This window comes from Parabacteroides sp. An277, assembly GCF_002159645.1.
Taxonomy (GTDB): domain Bacteria; phylum Bacteroidota; class Bacteroidia; order Bacteroidales; family Tannerellaceae; genus Parabacteroides.
In genome coordinates, this window is sequence record NZ_NFJB01000002.1 from 1 (window position 1) to 14,965 (window position 14,965).

The following is a 14,965-nucleotide window of genomic DNA, read 5'->3' on the forward strand; positions in this document are numbered from 1 at the left end:
TAAAAGTTTTACGCTCCGGTCTTCCCAGAAGGGAGCGCGTTTTGAATAGAATTTTCTACTAATATTAATACTAACGTATTTCTTGGCTGCGGCGACTCTCGCGAGGGGCTGATGCAGCCCATTTTATTAACAACTTAAATTTATTGTGTTATGAACTTTAGTTCAATCATTTAACGACTACCTTGAACGATTCGCCGTCAACTGAAACGACTGCGATACCAGCCGGTACAGCGATTGTTTCGTTATCCGAGTTGATTGTCTCGTTAGCGACAACCTTACCCAAGATAGTAGCAATCACTACGTTCTTGCCTTCCGCACCCTTGATAACTACGGCACCGTCAGTAGCAACTACTGAAACTGCACCTTCAGCCGTGATGGATTCGTTGGCGGTCGGGTTACCTTCGATATAGTTCTCTGTCATGTTGAAGACATCGCCCTTATCGTAGCTGTCGGCTACTACTACCGTACCATTTTCCCAACGCAAGTAACCGTTGTTATGAGTTGCTGCATCAAATCTCAAAGCACCATCTTCATTGAATTCTTTCCACAGGGTCTGAATCTTGAATGAACCAGCAGCATTGTCATGGTAACGGAATGCGAACTTCGCGATGTTGAAGTCTTTGTCGCCTAAGAACAAGCTATCCTTCACCTGAGTCATAGCCTCATCCTTATAGAGTACCAACGTATCACCGAAGTGCTTGCCCGGTACGAACGCCAACTTAGCTTGGAATACACCAGCTTCTACTTCGTTCACATACGGGTTGTTGTGTTGTGTAACTGTCTCGTATACATTTGCCGTATCCATCAAGTTCACCAAGAAACGACCTTCTACATAGTTCTTGCGGATAGCGTCGTGGCAGTGTTCTACGCCGTTAGCTTCACGCCAAGCCTCTGTATTGTGTTCCTCATTTACTGGGCAATACCATTCGCTCACGTTGTTCGGATCAACTACCAAGAGATACTGCCAGCAAGTATTGTTGCCACGATTTACATACGCTGTATCCACGAAGATAGCGTCAGCCAATTTGAACTGGTTCTCGTTGTCGATGTTCAAGAAGCTCAACGTATCGTTTGCTACGACAGCCCGGTTGTCCTTCTTTTCATACAACAATTGCGAGTGGTTCTCGTCGCGGTAGATACGAACTGTATCAAATGCAGCTTCGTTCGCCTTCACAACCGGACGATATTCAGGCATTCCGACCGGAGTGATTGTCATCACGTCGTTGTAAACAGAAGAGTAATTAGCTACCCTATCCAATGTACCACGTGTTGCGGCATTACCAGCGAAGACTTTGTCGCCCATAGTAGTCACGTTGTAGTTAACTTCCAACTCATTATCGTAGTTACCATACAACTTAATCTGAGATTCAGCATAAGCTTTCAAATCCTCATCTTCTGAGTTAATCGCATCGTCATAATCACGCGTATTCAAAGTAACGATATGATAACCATCCGGCTGAATCTTCAATGCGAAGTTATCTGCAGTTTCAGCACTTGTCTTGTTATCCTTATCAGCTACATAGTATTCTACACCATGCGTACCATCATACTTCACGAACTCGTTGTTGTCGTTGTTCTGAATAGCATACGGGAAGATAGCCAATACGCTTTCACTCGGTACAGCGCCCTTCGTAGCATCCCAAGTATACAACGTGCTCTTTACGAATACGGTATCCGGAACCATTACCGGTTCGTCCTTTTCGTTCTTCACGATTTCACCGTCGGCATCACGCTGCGGTTTCATAGCTACGTGCAAGTTCCATTCGCCAGCGTTTTCGATGTCGCCATCCAAACCAATCTGGTGTGTTGTGCTATGGTTCTTTTCTACCCAGTATGCATCGTTCACATTATTAACGGCCTTGAAAGCAGCGATGTTGTAGATTGTATCCTGCAAGTTTGTGATGTCGTGCTTGAAGCCGTCGAACATACCTGTAGTTACGAATGTCAATTTCACTGTATCTTGCGGCATTACATTACCGTAGCCCCAATCCATAGCATTCGCGTATCCGTTACCATTTACAGAGGTAATTGCATATACATTAGCTTCATCCGTATTGTACAGTACTACGTTTTCTACCTTCACATCCGGATTTTCACGGTTGATGAATGTAGCCGTGTTGTTGTCTTGATTGTACTCAACAGCCCACTGAGCTTCTGGATATTCACCTTTCGTAGTTCCGATGTATTCAGCTTCCAAATTGTAACCCTCTTTGGTAGCCTGCATAGCCAACATCTTGCCCATCTTGTACTGCTGGTCTTTGTCGATGGTTTTGCCGTCAGAATATGTCTTATATTCCTTGTTTACAAACTCGATGTTCACGAACTTACCCGTCAACAATTTAGTGATATCTGCACGGTTACCACCACCGAAGGAGATAACAGCAAACAATTTTTCATTTGTAGAAACTGTCAAATAATCCTTCTCTTCAGTATTGAAAGTAGATAATGTATAACCACCTACAACGATACGTTCAATAGCAGTTTTTGCTGTCGGAATTATATTGCCATTTGCATCAACAGTTGTTTCTTCACCGGCACGATAATAGATAGTAAAGTCTGATTTGTAACGACCTTTCGTATCTTTATCCAAAGTCTCTTTGCTAATCGTCTTGAACTTATAGCCTAAACCATCCGGTTCAATGCCATTGTCAGACCAAGAGTCTTCTGTATCCAATACGATATACTTTTCGCCAACTTTGAACTTGTAAGAAGTTGCTCCGTCATAAGAAGCTTCAGCTACGATGGAAGAGCCGAACATATCTTCGCCTTCCAAAGCATCCTTCTTACCTGTGTTATCTTTGATAGTCAATGCAAAGCTTGCACCTTCCAAATCATTCAGATAACCGGCCGTGAAAGCCTTTTCACCTGATTCGTAGAGGCCCCAATATTGATTATTGCCTAAGTTCAAAGTCCAGAAACCATTACTATCGGCAGTTCCATTAGCATCCAAACTCAATACAAAACCATTTGCATAAGCTGCATTTCCTTCTGTTGTAAAGATCTTATCCATTCCTGTTGGATTAGCAGAACCTGAAGATGCAGCCGAAGTGTGTAATTCTACACCAAGCTTATTCGTGAAAGTATATTGGTAAGTATCACCAACCTTGTTTTCCGACATTTTCCACAAATAAGCAGGATTAGCAGCTAAAGAAGCGGCATTTGTCGATGTAATTTCAATTACTTTACCTGTACCATTTTCATCTGCAGTAGCTACATAGAATTTACCTGAAGTTGCATTCTTAAATCCTAATAAGAAATAATTGTCAGAATTTTTAGCTTGCAATTCATAGCCTTGGATCGTTTCAGGAGCAGAAGACTGAGTGTTTGCTGTTACTTTACCGCCCTCGCCAAGCATTACCACGTTCGATGCTTTTCCATTGTCTGGATCTGTCGCTGTACCAAACAACAAGTTCTTGTCGGAGCACTGAACGGCAGCACTTTCACCTTCAAATCCTTCCTCCTTATTGCTCAAAGCATCCAGCAATGTTTCGCTTGTACCGTTGAAGATAACTTCTGCGCCTTCAGCTGTATTATTTACCAATGAGTTAATGTACGTCTGATTCGCATATGTGCCATCTTCATTCTTCAAAGGAGTTACTTGTACAAGTTTATAATCCGAATCTGCATCATTGCTGCTATACTCTACAAGTAAATAATCGCAAGCGCAATCTTCATATGTGTTATTACTAATAGAAGTCTTTTCCGGATCAGATAACTTGGCGGAATTACCTTCTGTAACACCAGGCACTCTACCATTCAAAGAGAGACCTTCGCATACCATAATACCCGTAGACAACCACGTATCAACAGCAGCATTGGCATTCTCAATAGTATTTCCACTTACTGTAAACGCAGCATCCTCTGTCTTTGGAAAAATGGAGATGCCATTTGCCAAATTTCCATCCACAGCTATACATTCTATTTTATTGTTTGTAATAGTTGCAGAGGAAGCGTAAACAACAATCGCTGTCTTTTGATAAGTCGCGTTACCGGCCTTGTTCTCAAGTACGATGTTCAAATTGTTAATAGTAACATCTTCTCCAGTTACGACGATACGACCTTTCAACGTGTATCCATTACCAATAACCTGCATATGGCTATCGCTAATCAACAGATAGTTGTCACCCAAATCTACATTTTCTGTAAAAATGATCCGATTTGAACTAACTTCTATCCCTTGCTCTGCCAATTGTGCAGGTGTTTGGGATACCGTTTCTGCAAAAGCGAACGAACTGCTAACAAGCATCGCCGCTACAAGCGTAGAAAACTTTTTGTTCATAAAACTTGATTTTTAATTTATTAATAAATAGTTAAATAAAAAACTCAATCTCAAATTTTACGAAGGCTTAGTACAACGTTCCCGGCTTTGGTTATGAATAGACATAAAAAAGCGCGGGCTTACGTTGTTTGTCGTTGATCTAAAGGTTCTGGTAAACCTACACTCTAACAACAGAACAACAGCCCGCGCCTATATACGATTATATTTTCAAATCTCCTCAACACGATTCGACATAATGTTGGGAAATCTCTACAAATAATCTGTATTTAGCGCAAGCATTTACTGTCCATCATTCCAGAGTGTTTAAAAATTTACCAGATTTTTAGATCGGAATAATCTTCGTAAAATGCTTGTCAATATTTCATCGATTCCCAAAGGCGGAACGCTCTCCGCTGCGGAATCGTTGCAAAGGTAAGGAGGAAAAATGAAATAGCAAGAAAAAAGCGAGAAAATTTTCAGGTTCTTATCCGAAAGGCGGGGATTCAGGGACGAAACCCCACGGTTTGGAGGATGAAATCAAATTCAGGCAAGAGCGATTACATGTCCGCCATGGATAAACCACGATAAGAATTCTTTCGTTGGGTTTATGCCTATCATTGTTTCCGTTTATAACGAGAATCGCCGGCGTTTTTCGTTATAAACGTCGGCGATTCTCGTTATAATTAAAAGTAAGGAATTATTGATGTATTCTTTCCGTCACACGTTTTCCCGTTTCAACAGCGTATCCTTGAAGTTCGACATAATCCACGTTGATTGAACTATTGGGTTTCAATTGGACAAAAAGCGACACGAGACGGGCAGGAGAACCGTTGATATCTACAAAAGCCTGATAGGAATCACCCTCTTTGCGAATCGTAATGTCGCGCGGGTAAGCACTAAGCGTTACTCGGCATGCGTCGTTTCCCTTTTGCTTTACCTTATATCCATACGCCAACTTACGTTGGATGAAATTCAACCCGTTCGTATAACCTGGACGGTCAGTACGATTCAACCAGTAAACTTCAATCGGCTCGTCCAAATCAAGCTTTCCTCCTTGCACATTCACATCATAACAAACCAGATTACGATTCAGACTACGGGCAATATAAAAAAGTCTTTCCGGCGTCGGATACGTATCCTCTTCTGGCATAGCTGCCTGAATACTAAAAAGTGAAACCAATTCCAAAAGTCCCACTAAAATCAAACGGCATATATTCTTCATAATCCCATCTATTTGTCATAAAACTAAAAGAGTCCCACGATTCATCAAAGAACCATGAGACTCCTATGGAAGCAAGAGCGGAAGACGGGACTCGAACCCGCGACCCTAACCTTGGCAAGGTTATGCTCTACCAACTGAGCTACTTCCGCAATTTTTGTACTCGAAGCGGGACTTGAACCCGCACAGCTGCAATAGCCAAAGGATTTTAAGTCCTTCGTGTCTACCGATTCCACCATTCGAGCATCCATCCGCTTTTCGCGATGAGCGGAAGACGGGACTCGAACCCGCGACCCTAACCTTGGCAAGGTTATGCTCTACCAACTGAGCTACTTCCGCAGTGCTTCGCAACTGATTTCTTTCGCCGAACGCTCTCGTTCTCGGTTGCGAGTGCAAAGGTAGATATTTTTTCTATACTACCAAACTTTTCGAGAAAGAAATTTAGTTTGTCACTATAATTTTGTTTCCCGTCTGGATAGTTGAATATATTTTTAAACCTCGTGTTGCAGGACCAGATATATGAGTTCCAGTCCCTTCCCAAATATTAAATGTAGATCCACATTCTGGACAAATAGCATACAATTTCGTGCTATCTACTTCTATCCGAATAGATCGTTTTTGTTCATAAGGGCAAGCCAAATCGTATGCCGCAATGCCCGTTAGCCCATGATACACCAATACACCTCCAAAACCGGTCAGCTCACTCGCCGCCAAACCTGAGGTTTGCCCTGCAATATAAGTCTTATAAGCCATCTGTTCGTTTAAAGCCTTATCTTCAAACGTCAAATCTAATTCCAAATTGACACGGTATGAAGGGAAATAATTATCTTCCGTTTGAGTGCAAGAGAACGAAATCAATAAACTAATAAGAAAAAGAACCTTGCGCATCTTCATTACCTCCCTAATAAAGCTTGTTCTGCCCTATTCACCCGTTCGAAACAAAATCCATCCACCACTTGTTGCATCAGCGCAGCGATTTCAGTCGTACACAAGTTACCTATACTTCCTTCGTGCGTATGATGAATCTGCTTGTCTGCTACGAACCGACCCGCTTCGATTTCCAAACCGACTTGCTTGTAAGCGTCGCGAAAAGGAACGCCAGAAAGAACCAAACGGTTCACCTCTTCTACACTGAAAATAGGCGCATAGCGTTCATCATTTAATATATGATCGTTTACTTTCACTTCCCGCATCATGTGTGTCACCATCCGCAAACAATCATCCAATTCTCCAAACGAAGGGAGGAAAACCTCTTTGATAATTTGCAAATCGCGGAAATAACCCGAAGGCAGGTTATTGCATATCAACGTAATTTGATTAGGCAAACCTTGTATCTTATTGCATTTCGCTCGAGTAAGCTCGAATACATCCGGATTCTTTTTATGAGGCATAATGCTCGAACCTGTTGTAAATTGATCCGGGAGTTTTATAAAACCAAAGTTTTGACTATTAAACATACAGGCATCAAATGCCAATTTCGACAAGGTTCCTGCAATACCCGCCAACGCAAATGCTACCGTACGTTCCATCTTTCCACGCCCCATTTGCGCATAAACCACATTATAATCTAAGGAGTCGAAACCCAGCAACTCGGTAGTCATCCGACGATTCAAAGGAAAAGAGGAACCATAACCTGCCGCTGAGCCCAATGGATTCCGATTGCACACCCGATAAGCCGCTTGAAGAAGTTGTAAATCATCCACCAAACTCTCAGCATACGCACCAAACCAAAGTCCGAACGACGAAGGCATCGCGATTTGCAAATGCGTATAACCAGGCAATAACACGTCCCGATAACGTTCGCTCTGCGCTTGCAATACATCGAACAAATCTTGCACCAACGAAACAGTCCGCTGGATTTCAGCACGGGTAAACAATTTCAAATCCAATAAAATCTGATCATTACGCGAACGTCCGCTATGGATTTTCTTTCCCACGTCACCCAATTGACGCGTCAGCATCAATTCTACTTGCGAATGCACATCTTCCACACCTTCTTCAATGACAAACTCACCCGTTTCTGCCACTGCATAGACACGCTTCAGTTCCGCCAACAAAACATCCAGTTCTTCCGAAGTTAATAAGCCTATACTTTCCAACATAGTGATATGTGCCATTGAACCTAATACGTCGTACTTGGCCAAATATAAATCCATTTCGCGGTCTTTCCCAACCGTAAACAGGTCGACTTCATGATCCACCTGTACATTTTTTTCCCAAAGTTTCTGAGCCATACTTTCTATTTTCAGAAAAAGAAAACACAGAGGCACTGCATTTTTAATTGTTACTTGCTAATTATTTATCGTGCCGTACCTCTGTGTTTTTTTACTATACATATATTTAATAAGGCAACGAAGCCAATACATCCGAAATCTTATCCACCGCCTCTTGCAAAGGTTTGGAAACCATCGGTTGAATAAAAGAATTCAGTTCAGCACGAACAGTCAATCGCATTCGCGTATCCATTTCGGCTACCTGTTTCAACTGAATCCATAAATATAAGGGCAAAGGCGAGTTGGTTGTTGCAAATTTAATGGTTTTGTTCGGTTCGCGATCTACAATCTGGAAAGTAATCTTTCCTACTGGGCTTACAGAAAAGCTACACGAATCGCGGTCGAATTCAAAATCCTTTATCTTATCTTGCGGAATGCGGTCTTTTATTTTCTCCAGATTAGAAAGATCAGACAACATGCCGAAGATACGTTCATCATTTTGCGGGATCGACTTGATCCCGCTTACAAATTCCGTCATTCAATAATATGATACTTTGTTTGCTACTCGATTATTTATCTGGATCCCAAGCTCCCGGATCTTTTCTCCACTCTTGCAATACGGCGATTTCCGATTCATCAATATAATCTGTGCGAACCGCTTCTTCCAATACTGCATCGTAGTTACTCAATGTATTTAATGTTACCTTCGCTTCCTTAAAAGCTTGTTGTGCTACCGGGAAACCATAGGTAAAAATAGCGACCATACCAATCACATCACATCCAAAATTACGAACGGCCTGCACCGCTTTGAGACTGCTTCCACCCGTCGAAACCAAATCTTCAATAATTACGACCTTCGAACCCGGCTTCAACTCTCCTTCTATTAGATTTTCCAAACCATGATCTTTTGGAGTCGAACGAATGTACACAAAAGGCAATCCTAATAAATCCGCCACCAAAGCACCTTGCGCAATAGCGCCGGTTGCCACACCCGCAATAGCATCTACATTTTCATACTTTTCGCTAACCATACGGGCTAATTCCAATTTGATGAAACTACGAACCTCCGGATAAGAAAGGGTTTTTCGATTGTCGTTATAAATCGGAGATTTCCAACCTGAAGCCCAAGTAAAAGGATTAGCTGGCTGTAATTTAACAGCCTTAATCTTCAATAATTTCTCTGCTACTAATCTTTCCAGTGTTTTCATACAATCCTCTATCATTTATATTGTTGTGCAAAAGTAACGAAACTCGCGGACAAAACGTGCCTATTTTTCGCTTTTATTTGAAAAACCTGCCGAAAAACATATTATACTTGAGCTAAAGCAAATGCCATCAACCGGATTTCAGCTATTCCGTCTACCACAGAGGCACACGAATTAAAAGTAGCACCTGTCGTCAGCACATCGTCGACCAGCAATACACGCTTACCTTTCAAGGCTTCGTCTGAAATTAAGGTAAAAACCTCCTCCATGTTTGTCCAACGTTCGTATATATGCCGTCGCGTCTGCGTATCTGTCTTCACTTGACGAACGACCGATGTCGTATCAATAGGAATAGACAGCACCGAGGCGATGCCTTTTGCTATCCATTCGGCTTGATTGTAACCTCGTTGGCGTTTTTTCTTGGGATGGAGCGGTATCGGAAGTAAAATTTCAGCCTGGCAAAGCGGACTTTGTTCAGCTTGCAAGCGAAGAAAGGCCCATCGTCCCAACAAATAAGCCAACTCTTTGTTGCCATGATACTTCAAATCGTGTATCAACCGTTGGACAGACGAACCTTTTTCGTAGTGCAGATAAGCACGGGCATATTGTATCTCCGACTTTCCAGCAAACCACGAATCAACTCTTTGTTGGCTTTCATAACGAATGTAGGGCAAACGAGCGAGGCAATGCAGACAAATCTGTTCTTCCCCTTTAATCAAGGGCCGACTACAAAGTATACATAAACGCGGATAAAATAGATTTACGATGTCATTCCATAGTTGTTTCATAGTCTTCGGTATTATTTAAGAGTTTGCGGATACAAACATTCGCTTCTTGCACCGAAAAGCCTCGCCCGGCTGCAAAGCGAAGAAGTTTATAATACCGCTCGCGGTCGTCTTTTGCCTTCAATGTCTTCAACTTGGTTTTCAACAAAGCAACCAAATCGGACATATAGGATTCTTCCGAAAGGCTCTCCAAGGCATCTTCGATATAAGCCGGAGGGATTGCCTTTTTACGAAGTTCATAATCAATCTTCACTTTGCCCCAATGGTTGAAACGGAACTTATCGTTGACAAACGCACGGGCAAAACGCTGCTCGTCAAGGAAACCCTCGTGAAGCAAACGCGCCACAATCCGATCAGCTTCCTCGGGTTGGAGCGTCGTGGCCTCCAGTTTCTTTCGTACTTCCTGCACGCATCGTTCGGCCGACGAGCAATAAGCGGCCATCCGGCGTAACATTTCTGGTTCGTTTACCTCTTTCATCTGCCTGCTTTTATAATTCGGTCTTTGCCGTAAAAATCCTGTATCAATTCAATTTCCCTATAGCCTGTTTCCTCCAGAAGCCTTTTCACCTGCAGGCCACATTGCTCATTGATCTCGAAGTAGAGCATGCCGCCTTCCGAAAGGTGCTCCCGCCCCAACCGGGCCATGCGGCGATAGAAAAGCAAAGGGTCATCGTCTGGGACAAAAAGTGCCTTTGCCGGTTCATAATCCAACACGTTGCGCGCCATCGTGGCCTTCTCCTTTTCCATCACATAAGGCGGATTGCTCACCAGGGCATCATATACGCCCAACAGATGGTCGGCTTCCTCAGACAAGATATCTTGGTGAATCCATTTCACGGAAACTTGGTTTCGCTCCGCATTCAACCGGGCGATGCGCAACGCCTCCTCGGAAATATCCACCCCCGACACCTGCGCTTCAGGCAATTCAGCCGCTAATGAGATAGCAATGCAACCGCTTCCCGTCCCAATGTCCAACAACTTCGTCGGACGATGCGCTTGCGTTTCTATCACAAGACACACCAACTCCCACGTCTCCGGACGCGGAATCAAGACGCCAGGCGCCACTTGAAACGTCCGTCCTCCAAACTCCGCCTCGCCTATTATATATTGTATAGGTTCATAAGCCAACAGCCGTCCGACCGCTTCATGCACCCGCGCTTCCGCCTCGTCGGGCACCGGTTCGTCCGACCATAAGAGCCGATGAGCCGTCACCTGACCCAACTTTTCCAAAAGCCAGCGTGTTAGTTCGCGAATCTCCGTCGGCGTATACCGTTCCGCCAGTTTCGTCCGGATATAAAACCTTATGTCTCCAATTGTAGCCATCGCTTCTTTTCTGCATCTTTTCCTAAAAGCATACCCGGCAAAGATACGCAAATAAACCCATAGATTACCTACCTCCCGCGCTTATTCTCCCGCAAAAAATACAAAAGCCTGCTTGGAAACTTCCGTCCCTGCCTATGAAAACTTCTTTTGCCTATTACCTATTCTTCACGTATCGACGATGTTTACACAAATATCGTCGATATTTATATATCTTTAGGCTAAAGATAAAGAAATATCGACGATACGTAAAGAAAAGATAGGTACAAATACAAGTTTTCTCGCCTGGCAAAGAAATTTTTGCCAATTACCAAAGACTTTACACAAGAAACGCAAGGTGCCTCACGATACCTTGCGCTTGAACTAAATACAAAATAAAAGTTATGTGGGAAGGTTTGTTCTTTACTTCCATGAATTATTAATTCCAGGCTCGTAATTGTCTATCGAGAAATCACCTTGGCTTGCCGGGCGCGAATTATAAGGCAACGTGTACTCCTTTTCGCCCTCAAACGTATGCACCCGAACCGTAAGCGTTACATCTTCACCGCCTGTATCGGGAAGCGAAGCCAAATCGAAAGCTACCAAACCACGGGCGCTATAAAGCGCATCGTCGTCGTAAGCATTATGGCGGAATTCCAATACATAAGGTAAACTATCCTTTTCGGCCACGGGAACTAAATTAATGTAATGCGCAATGCCCCGATTGCCAAAATTAGCCCCAAAGCAAACATTCAAATAACCGCCTCCAATTCCTATCGCTTCAATCTGCACCGGGTCGGTACCATAAATAGAATCATTGGCAGCACCTTCATAACGCGCGATGTTTTTCGTCAAGATATTCTCAATCCAATTCACCTTGATACCATGGCTGAAGCCCGGAATCGAATCAGAAAGCAACGTATAATTGACCGAAGCACGCGTATGCGACGGGACATAATCCATTTCATTAGAAGCGAAAGGCCAAAGTGTCTCGCCATTATCACGCAATAAATAATAAGTATTTCCTTCCGGAACAACAGTCAACACTTCCACTGTAAAGTTTCCTAAATCGTATCCATCCTCATCCGAACAAGACGTGAATGCCAGCAAGCTCCACGCCATCAACCCCATCAGGATAATCCATCTTGTTAGTTTCATACTGCTTTTATTTATCAGGTTACGCTTAAAAAGACGTATTTGTCAAATACTATGCTGCATTCCATTTCTTAAAAAGAAGTTAAGAACGCAGACGATGCACGATAAGCGAGGCGGCCCGTGCCGAAGCTCCCGGCTTGCCCAATTGCTGAAGCATCGTCTCGTATCCCTCCAAGAGGCGCATGCAATAAGCCTTATCCGTAAGGATACGTTCCAATTCTTCGGTGATGTTCTTTTCCGAAAAACGAGCTCCGAAGAGTTCTTGCACCACTTCGCGTCCGGCGATGAGATTGACCAATGAGATATAAGGCGTATGAAAGAAATGACGGAAGACGAAATTAACCAACCGCCCGCCCTTCACATAATAACATACGACTTGCGGAACACGGAATAGTGCCGTCTCAAGTGTAGCCGTACCGGACGTAACCAACGCTACCGCACTATGTTGAAGCAACGGATAGGTTTGCCCAAACAGGACTTTCGCTTGATTTCCGCCCAAGAATGGCTTATATTCGTCCGGATGTATGCCTGGAGCTCCAGCAATAACGGCTTGAAATTGCGGGAAACGGGCTGCCACACGGAGCATGGTAGGCAGATTATCCCGAATTTCTTGGCGCCGACTTCCGGCCACAAGTGCCAGGATAGGTTTATCTTCCAGTTGGTTCGTGCGAAGGAAATGGACGCGGTCAACGGCTCTCGCCTGATAGCCCGCTACGGAATCAAGCGAAGGATTGCCTACGTAATCCACCTCATAATTTAACTTCCGGAAGAAAGCGGGTTCGAAAGGCAAAATGGAATAAATATAATCCACATACTTCCGAAAAGCTTTGATACGGTATTGCTTCCAGGCCCAAATCTTCGGAGAGATATAATAATGAACCGGCAGATGCAATACCGTCTTAACAAACTTAGCCATCTTCAGATTGAAACCGGGATAATCTACCAGAATCACTACATCCGGAGCATATTGACGAATGTCTTCTTGACAGAGTTTCATATTACGCAAGATGGTACGGAGATTCATCAATACCGGAATGAAACCCATAAACGCCATCTCGCGATAATGCTTGACAAGCGTTCCTCCTACGGATTGCATCAAATCGCCACCTAAGAAACGAAAATCAGCCTCTGCATCCTCCGCTTGAAGTGCCCGCATCAAATTGGAGGCGTGCAAATCGCCGGAAGCTTCCCCGGCTATAAGATAGTATTTCATCGACAGGATCAGATTAAAGATGCCAATCTTTCAAGGTAGACAGGAACGTATAATCCGTGACGTCTATCTTGCAAGGCACCAACGTCGCATAACCTTCGTCGAGGCAACGCATATCGTTATCCTCTTTCATATCATCATTTCGAAACTCGCCGGTAAGCCAGTAAACGGGATGTCCACCTCCATCTTCTCCGTGTTTGAATTCTTTAATCCAGCGACCATCCGCTTGATGGCATACCTTCAGACCTTTCACGGGAATAAGTCGAGGGACATTCAAGTTAAGATAGGTGCCGTGCGGTAATCCTTCAGCCAATACTTTCTCCGCTAAAACTCGTCCAAGGCGAGCACATTCTGTAAAGTCGGCATCTGGATGGTGATCTAAAAGCGATACGCCCATTGATGGCACGCCAAAAATACACCCTTCGGCCGTAGCGCCCATCGTTCCGGAATAATTTACGCATATAGCCATATTCCCTCCATGATTAATACCCGAGACCAGCAAATCCGGTTCGCGTTCGAGCACTTCGTTAATAGCCAGCTTCACGCAATCGACCGGCGTCCCTGTACAACTATATATTGTCAAGTCTTCTTCTTTCTGCTCTACCTTATATTTAATAGGTACCAGCGAGGTAATAGCACTCGACATACCCGAACGAGGCCCGTCTGGTGCCATAACCACCAAATCGCCTAATCCTTTTAAAGCTTTTATCAACTCATGGATTCCTTTCGCTTGAAATCCGTCGTCGTTTGTTATCAATATTAAGGGTTTCTTTCTTGTCATATTTTTTCCTTTCTGTTTATGCTTTTAGGTTGGCAAAGGTAGAAAAAAGGTATTATCTTTGCGACATGGGAAAGAATAAATTAGCGAAATTTGACGACATGGCGGGTTATCCGCATGTATTTCAGTATCCTTTTAGTGTGTTGCAGGCAGAAGGTTTTCCGATGCGCGGACATTGGAACGAGCAATTCTTCCACAACGACCACCCGATTGTACTCGAATTGGGATGCGGCAAGGGAGAATATACCGTGGGTTTGGGGCGATTGTTTCCAGAAAAAAATTTCATTGGTGTAGATATCAAAGGGGCGCGTATGTGGAGCGGCGCAAAGGAATCGCTCGAAGCAGGCATGACGAACGTAGCGTTCCTCCGTACCAGCATCGAACTGATTGCCCATTTCTTTGCGCCGGGCGAAGTGTCCGAAATTTGGATTACTTTCCCCGATCCACAAATGAAGAAAGTAAACAAACGACTCACGTCGACACGTTTTATGCGTCTTTACCGCGAAATCCTGTCAGGTGACGGACTTATCCATCTCAAGACTGACAGTAACTTTATGTTTACCTACACGTGCGAGATGGCGAAAGTCAATCATTATCCGATCCGAGTCTGTACAGACGACTTATATCATAGCGGCATGGCAAATGATATCCTTTCCATCCGTACCTATTACGAGCAGCAATGGTTGGACCGTGGCTTGAACATTAAATACATCCAGTTCGTATGCGAGCCACGCGAAACGCTCGTCGAACCGGATGTAGAAATCGAATATGATAGCTACCGCAGCTTCAATCGAAGCAAACGAAGCGCGTTGGCGGCAGGAAAATGAAAATAATTAACACCTA

The 14,965-nt window shown here is 43.8% G+C and carries 13 protein-coding genes and 3 tRNA genes; 1 reads left to right on the plus strand and 15 read right to left on the minus strand.

The genetic code is table 11. The features are described from left to right. Window positions 1-166 precede the first annotated feature (166 nt). From B5F77_RS15510 to surE, 15 genes are all read right to left on the minus strand, one after another. Window positions 167-4,279 (minus strand): DUF6383 domain-containing protein, encoded by a 4,113-nt coding sequence (locus B5F77_RS15510; protein ID WP_140392785.1) that lies wholly within the window; start codon window positions 4,277-4,279, stop codon window positions 167-169. A gap of 676 nt (window positions 4,280-4,955) precedes the next feature. Further along, on the minus strand, window positions 4,956-5,480 hold the full coding sequence (locus B5F77_RS00955) for a DUF4833 domain-containing protein (RefSeq protein WP_087326308.1): 525 nt from the start codon (window positions 5,478-5,480) through the stop codon (window positions 4,956-4,958). A gap of 76 nt (window positions 5,481-5,556) precedes the next feature. Next, window positions 5,557-5,629: transfer RNA gene (locus tag B5F77_RS00960), tRNA-Gly, on the minus strand. Window positions 5,630-5,637: 8 nt separating this feature from the next. Beyond that, window positions 5,638-5,722, minus strand: a tRNA-Leu gene (locus B5F77_RS00965). Between the two features lie 21 nt (window positions 5,723-5,743). Further along, a tRNA-Gly gene (locus tag B5F77_RS00970) sits at window positions 5,744-5,816 on the minus strand. Between the two features lie 102 nt (window positions 5,817-5,918). Further along, window positions 5,919-6,371: a hypothetical protein gene (locus B5F77_RS00975; RefSeq protein ID WP_087326311.1), complete on the minus strand. Its 453-nt coding sequence runs from the start codon at window positions 6,369-6,371 to the stop codon at window positions 5,919-5,921. Continuing rightward, window positions 6,371-7,711: an argininosuccinate lyase gene (gene argH / locus B5F77_RS00980; RefSeq protein WP_087326314.1), complete on the minus strand. Its 1,341-nt coding sequence runs from the start codon at window positions 7,709-7,711 to the stop codon at window positions 6,371-6,373. Before argH ends, B5F77_RS00975 begins: the two co-directional genes overlap by 1 nt. Window positions 7,712-7,817: 106 nt before the next feature. Next, window positions 7,818-8,228, minus strand: a complete 411-nt coding sequence (locus B5F77_RS00985) for a polyketide cyclase (RefSeq protein ID WP_087326317.1) — start codon at window positions 8,226-8,228, stop codon at window positions 7,818-7,820. Between the two features lie 31 nt (window positions 8,229-8,259). After that, window positions 8,260-8,898, minus strand: coding sequence for an orotate phosphoribosyltransferase (gene pyrE / locus B5F77_RS00990; RefSeq protein WP_087326320.1), 639 nt, complete (start codon window positions 8,896-8,898; stop codon window positions 8,260-8,262). A 101-nt stretch (window positions 8,899-8,999) separates the two neighbouring features. Next, window positions 9,000-9,683: a ComF family protein gene (locus B5F77_RS00995; RefSeq protein ID WP_087326323.1), complete on the minus strand. Its 684-nt coding sequence runs from the start codon at window positions 9,681-9,683 to the stop codon at window positions 9,000-9,002. After that, complete coding sequence (locus B5F77_RS01000) at window positions 9,664-10,158, minus strand: regulatory protein RecX (RefSeq protein ID WP_087326326.1); 495 nt, start codon at window positions 10,156-10,158, stop codon at window positions 9,664-9,666. Before B5F77_RS01000 ends, B5F77_RS00995 begins: the two co-directional genes overlap by 20 nt. Then, window positions 10,155-11,003: a peptide chain release factor N(5)-glutamine methyltransferase gene (gene prmC, locus B5F77_RS01005; protein ID WP_087326329.1), complete on the minus strand. Its 849-nt coding sequence runs from the start codon at window positions 11,001-11,003 to the stop codon at window positions 10,155-10,157. The genes B5F77_RS01000 and prmC overlap by 4 nt, the downstream gene beginning before the upstream one ends. Window positions 11,004-11,402: 399 nt before the next feature. Beyond that, the gene (locus B5F77_RS01010) at window positions 11,403-12,137 is read right to left on the minus strand and encodes a NigD-like protein (protein WP_087326332.1); all 735 of its coding nucleotides are present in this window, start codon (window positions 12,135-12,137) and stop codon (window positions 11,403-11,405) included. Window positions 12,138-12,216: 79 nt separating this feature from the next. Further along, on the minus strand, window positions 12,217-13,347 hold the full coding sequence (lpxB, locus tag B5F77_RS01015; protein ID WP_087326335.1) for a lipid-A-disaccharide synthase: 1,131 nt from the start codon (window positions 13,345-13,347) through the stop codon (window positions 12,217-12,219). A gap of 13 nt (window positions 13,348-13,360) precedes the next feature. Further along, window positions 13,361-14,125 carry a 5'/3'-nucleotidase SurE gene (gene surE, locus B5F77_RS01020; protein WP_087326338.1) on the minus strand — a complete coding sequence of 255 codons (765 nt, stop codon included), beginning with the start codon at window positions 14,123-14,125 and terminating at the stop codon, window positions 13,361-13,363. Between the two features lie 65 nt (window positions 14,126-14,190). On the opposite strand from surE, the gene trmB reads away from it, so the two are divergent. Continuing rightward, window positions 14,191-14,949, plus strand: a complete 759-nt coding sequence (gene trmB / locus B5F77_RS01025) for a tRNA (guanosine(46)-N7)-methyltransferase TrmB (RefSeq protein WP_087326341.1) — start codon at window positions 14,191-14,193, stop codon at window positions 14,947-14,949. The last annotated feature ends 16 nt before the right edge of the window (window positions 14,950-14,965 follow it).

What these genes read in the sequence shown, in the direction of transcription:
- B5F77_RS15510 (WP_140392785.1), bottom strand. Translation starts at nt 4,279, where the DNA reads ATGAACAAAAAGTTTTCTACGCTTGTAGCGGCGATGCTTGTTAGCAGT.
- B5F77_RS00955 (WP_087326308.1), bottom strand. Translation starts at nt 5,480, where the DNA reads ATGAAGAATATATGCCGTTTGATTTTAGTGGGACTTTTGGAATTGGTT.
- B5F77_RS00975 (WP_087326311.1), bottom strand. Translation starts at nt 6,371, where the DNA reads ATGAAGATGCGCAAGGTTCTTTTTCTTATTAGTTTATTGATTTCGTTC.
- argH (WP_087326314.1), bottom strand. Translation starts at nt 7,711, where the DNA reads ATGGCTCAGAAACTTTGGGAAAAAAATGTACAGGTGGATCATGAAGTC.
- B5F77_RS00985 (WP_087326317.1), bottom strand. Translation starts at nt 8,228, where the DNA reads ATGACGGAATTTGTAAGCGGGATCAAGTCGATCCCGCAAAATGATGAA.
- pyrE (WP_087326320.1), bottom strand. Translation starts at nt 8,898, where the DNA reads ATGAAAACACTGGAAAGATTAGTAGCAGAGAAATTATTGAAGATTAAG.
- B5F77_RS00995 (WP_087326323.1), bottom strand. Translation starts at nt 9,683, where the DNA reads ATGAAACAACTATGGAATGACATCGTAAATCTATTTTATCCGCGTTTA.
- B5F77_RS01000 (WP_087326326.1), bottom strand. Translation starts at nt 10,158, where the DNA reads ATGAAAGAGGTAAACGAACCAGAAATGTTACGCCGGATGGCCGCTTAT.
- prmC (WP_087326329.1), bottom strand. Translation starts at nt 11,003, where the DNA reads ATGGCTACAATTGGAGACATAAGGTTTTATATCCGGACGAAACTGGCG.
- B5F77_RS01010 (WP_087326332.1), bottom strand. Translation starts at nt 12,137, where the DNA reads ATGAAACTAACAAGATGGATTATCCTGATGGGGTTGATGGCGTGGAGC.
- lpxB (WP_087326335.1), bottom strand. Translation starts at nt 13,347, where the DNA reads ATGAAATACTATCTTATAGCCGGGGAAGCTTCCGGCGATTTGCACGCC.
- surE (WP_087326338.1), bottom strand. Translation starts at nt 14,125, where the DNA reads ATGACAAGAAAGAAACCCTTAATATTGATAACAAACGACGACGGATTT.
- trmB (WP_087326341.1), top strand. Translation starts at nt 14,191, where the DNA reads ATGGGAAAGAATAAATTAGCGAAATTTGACGACATGGCGGGTTATCCG.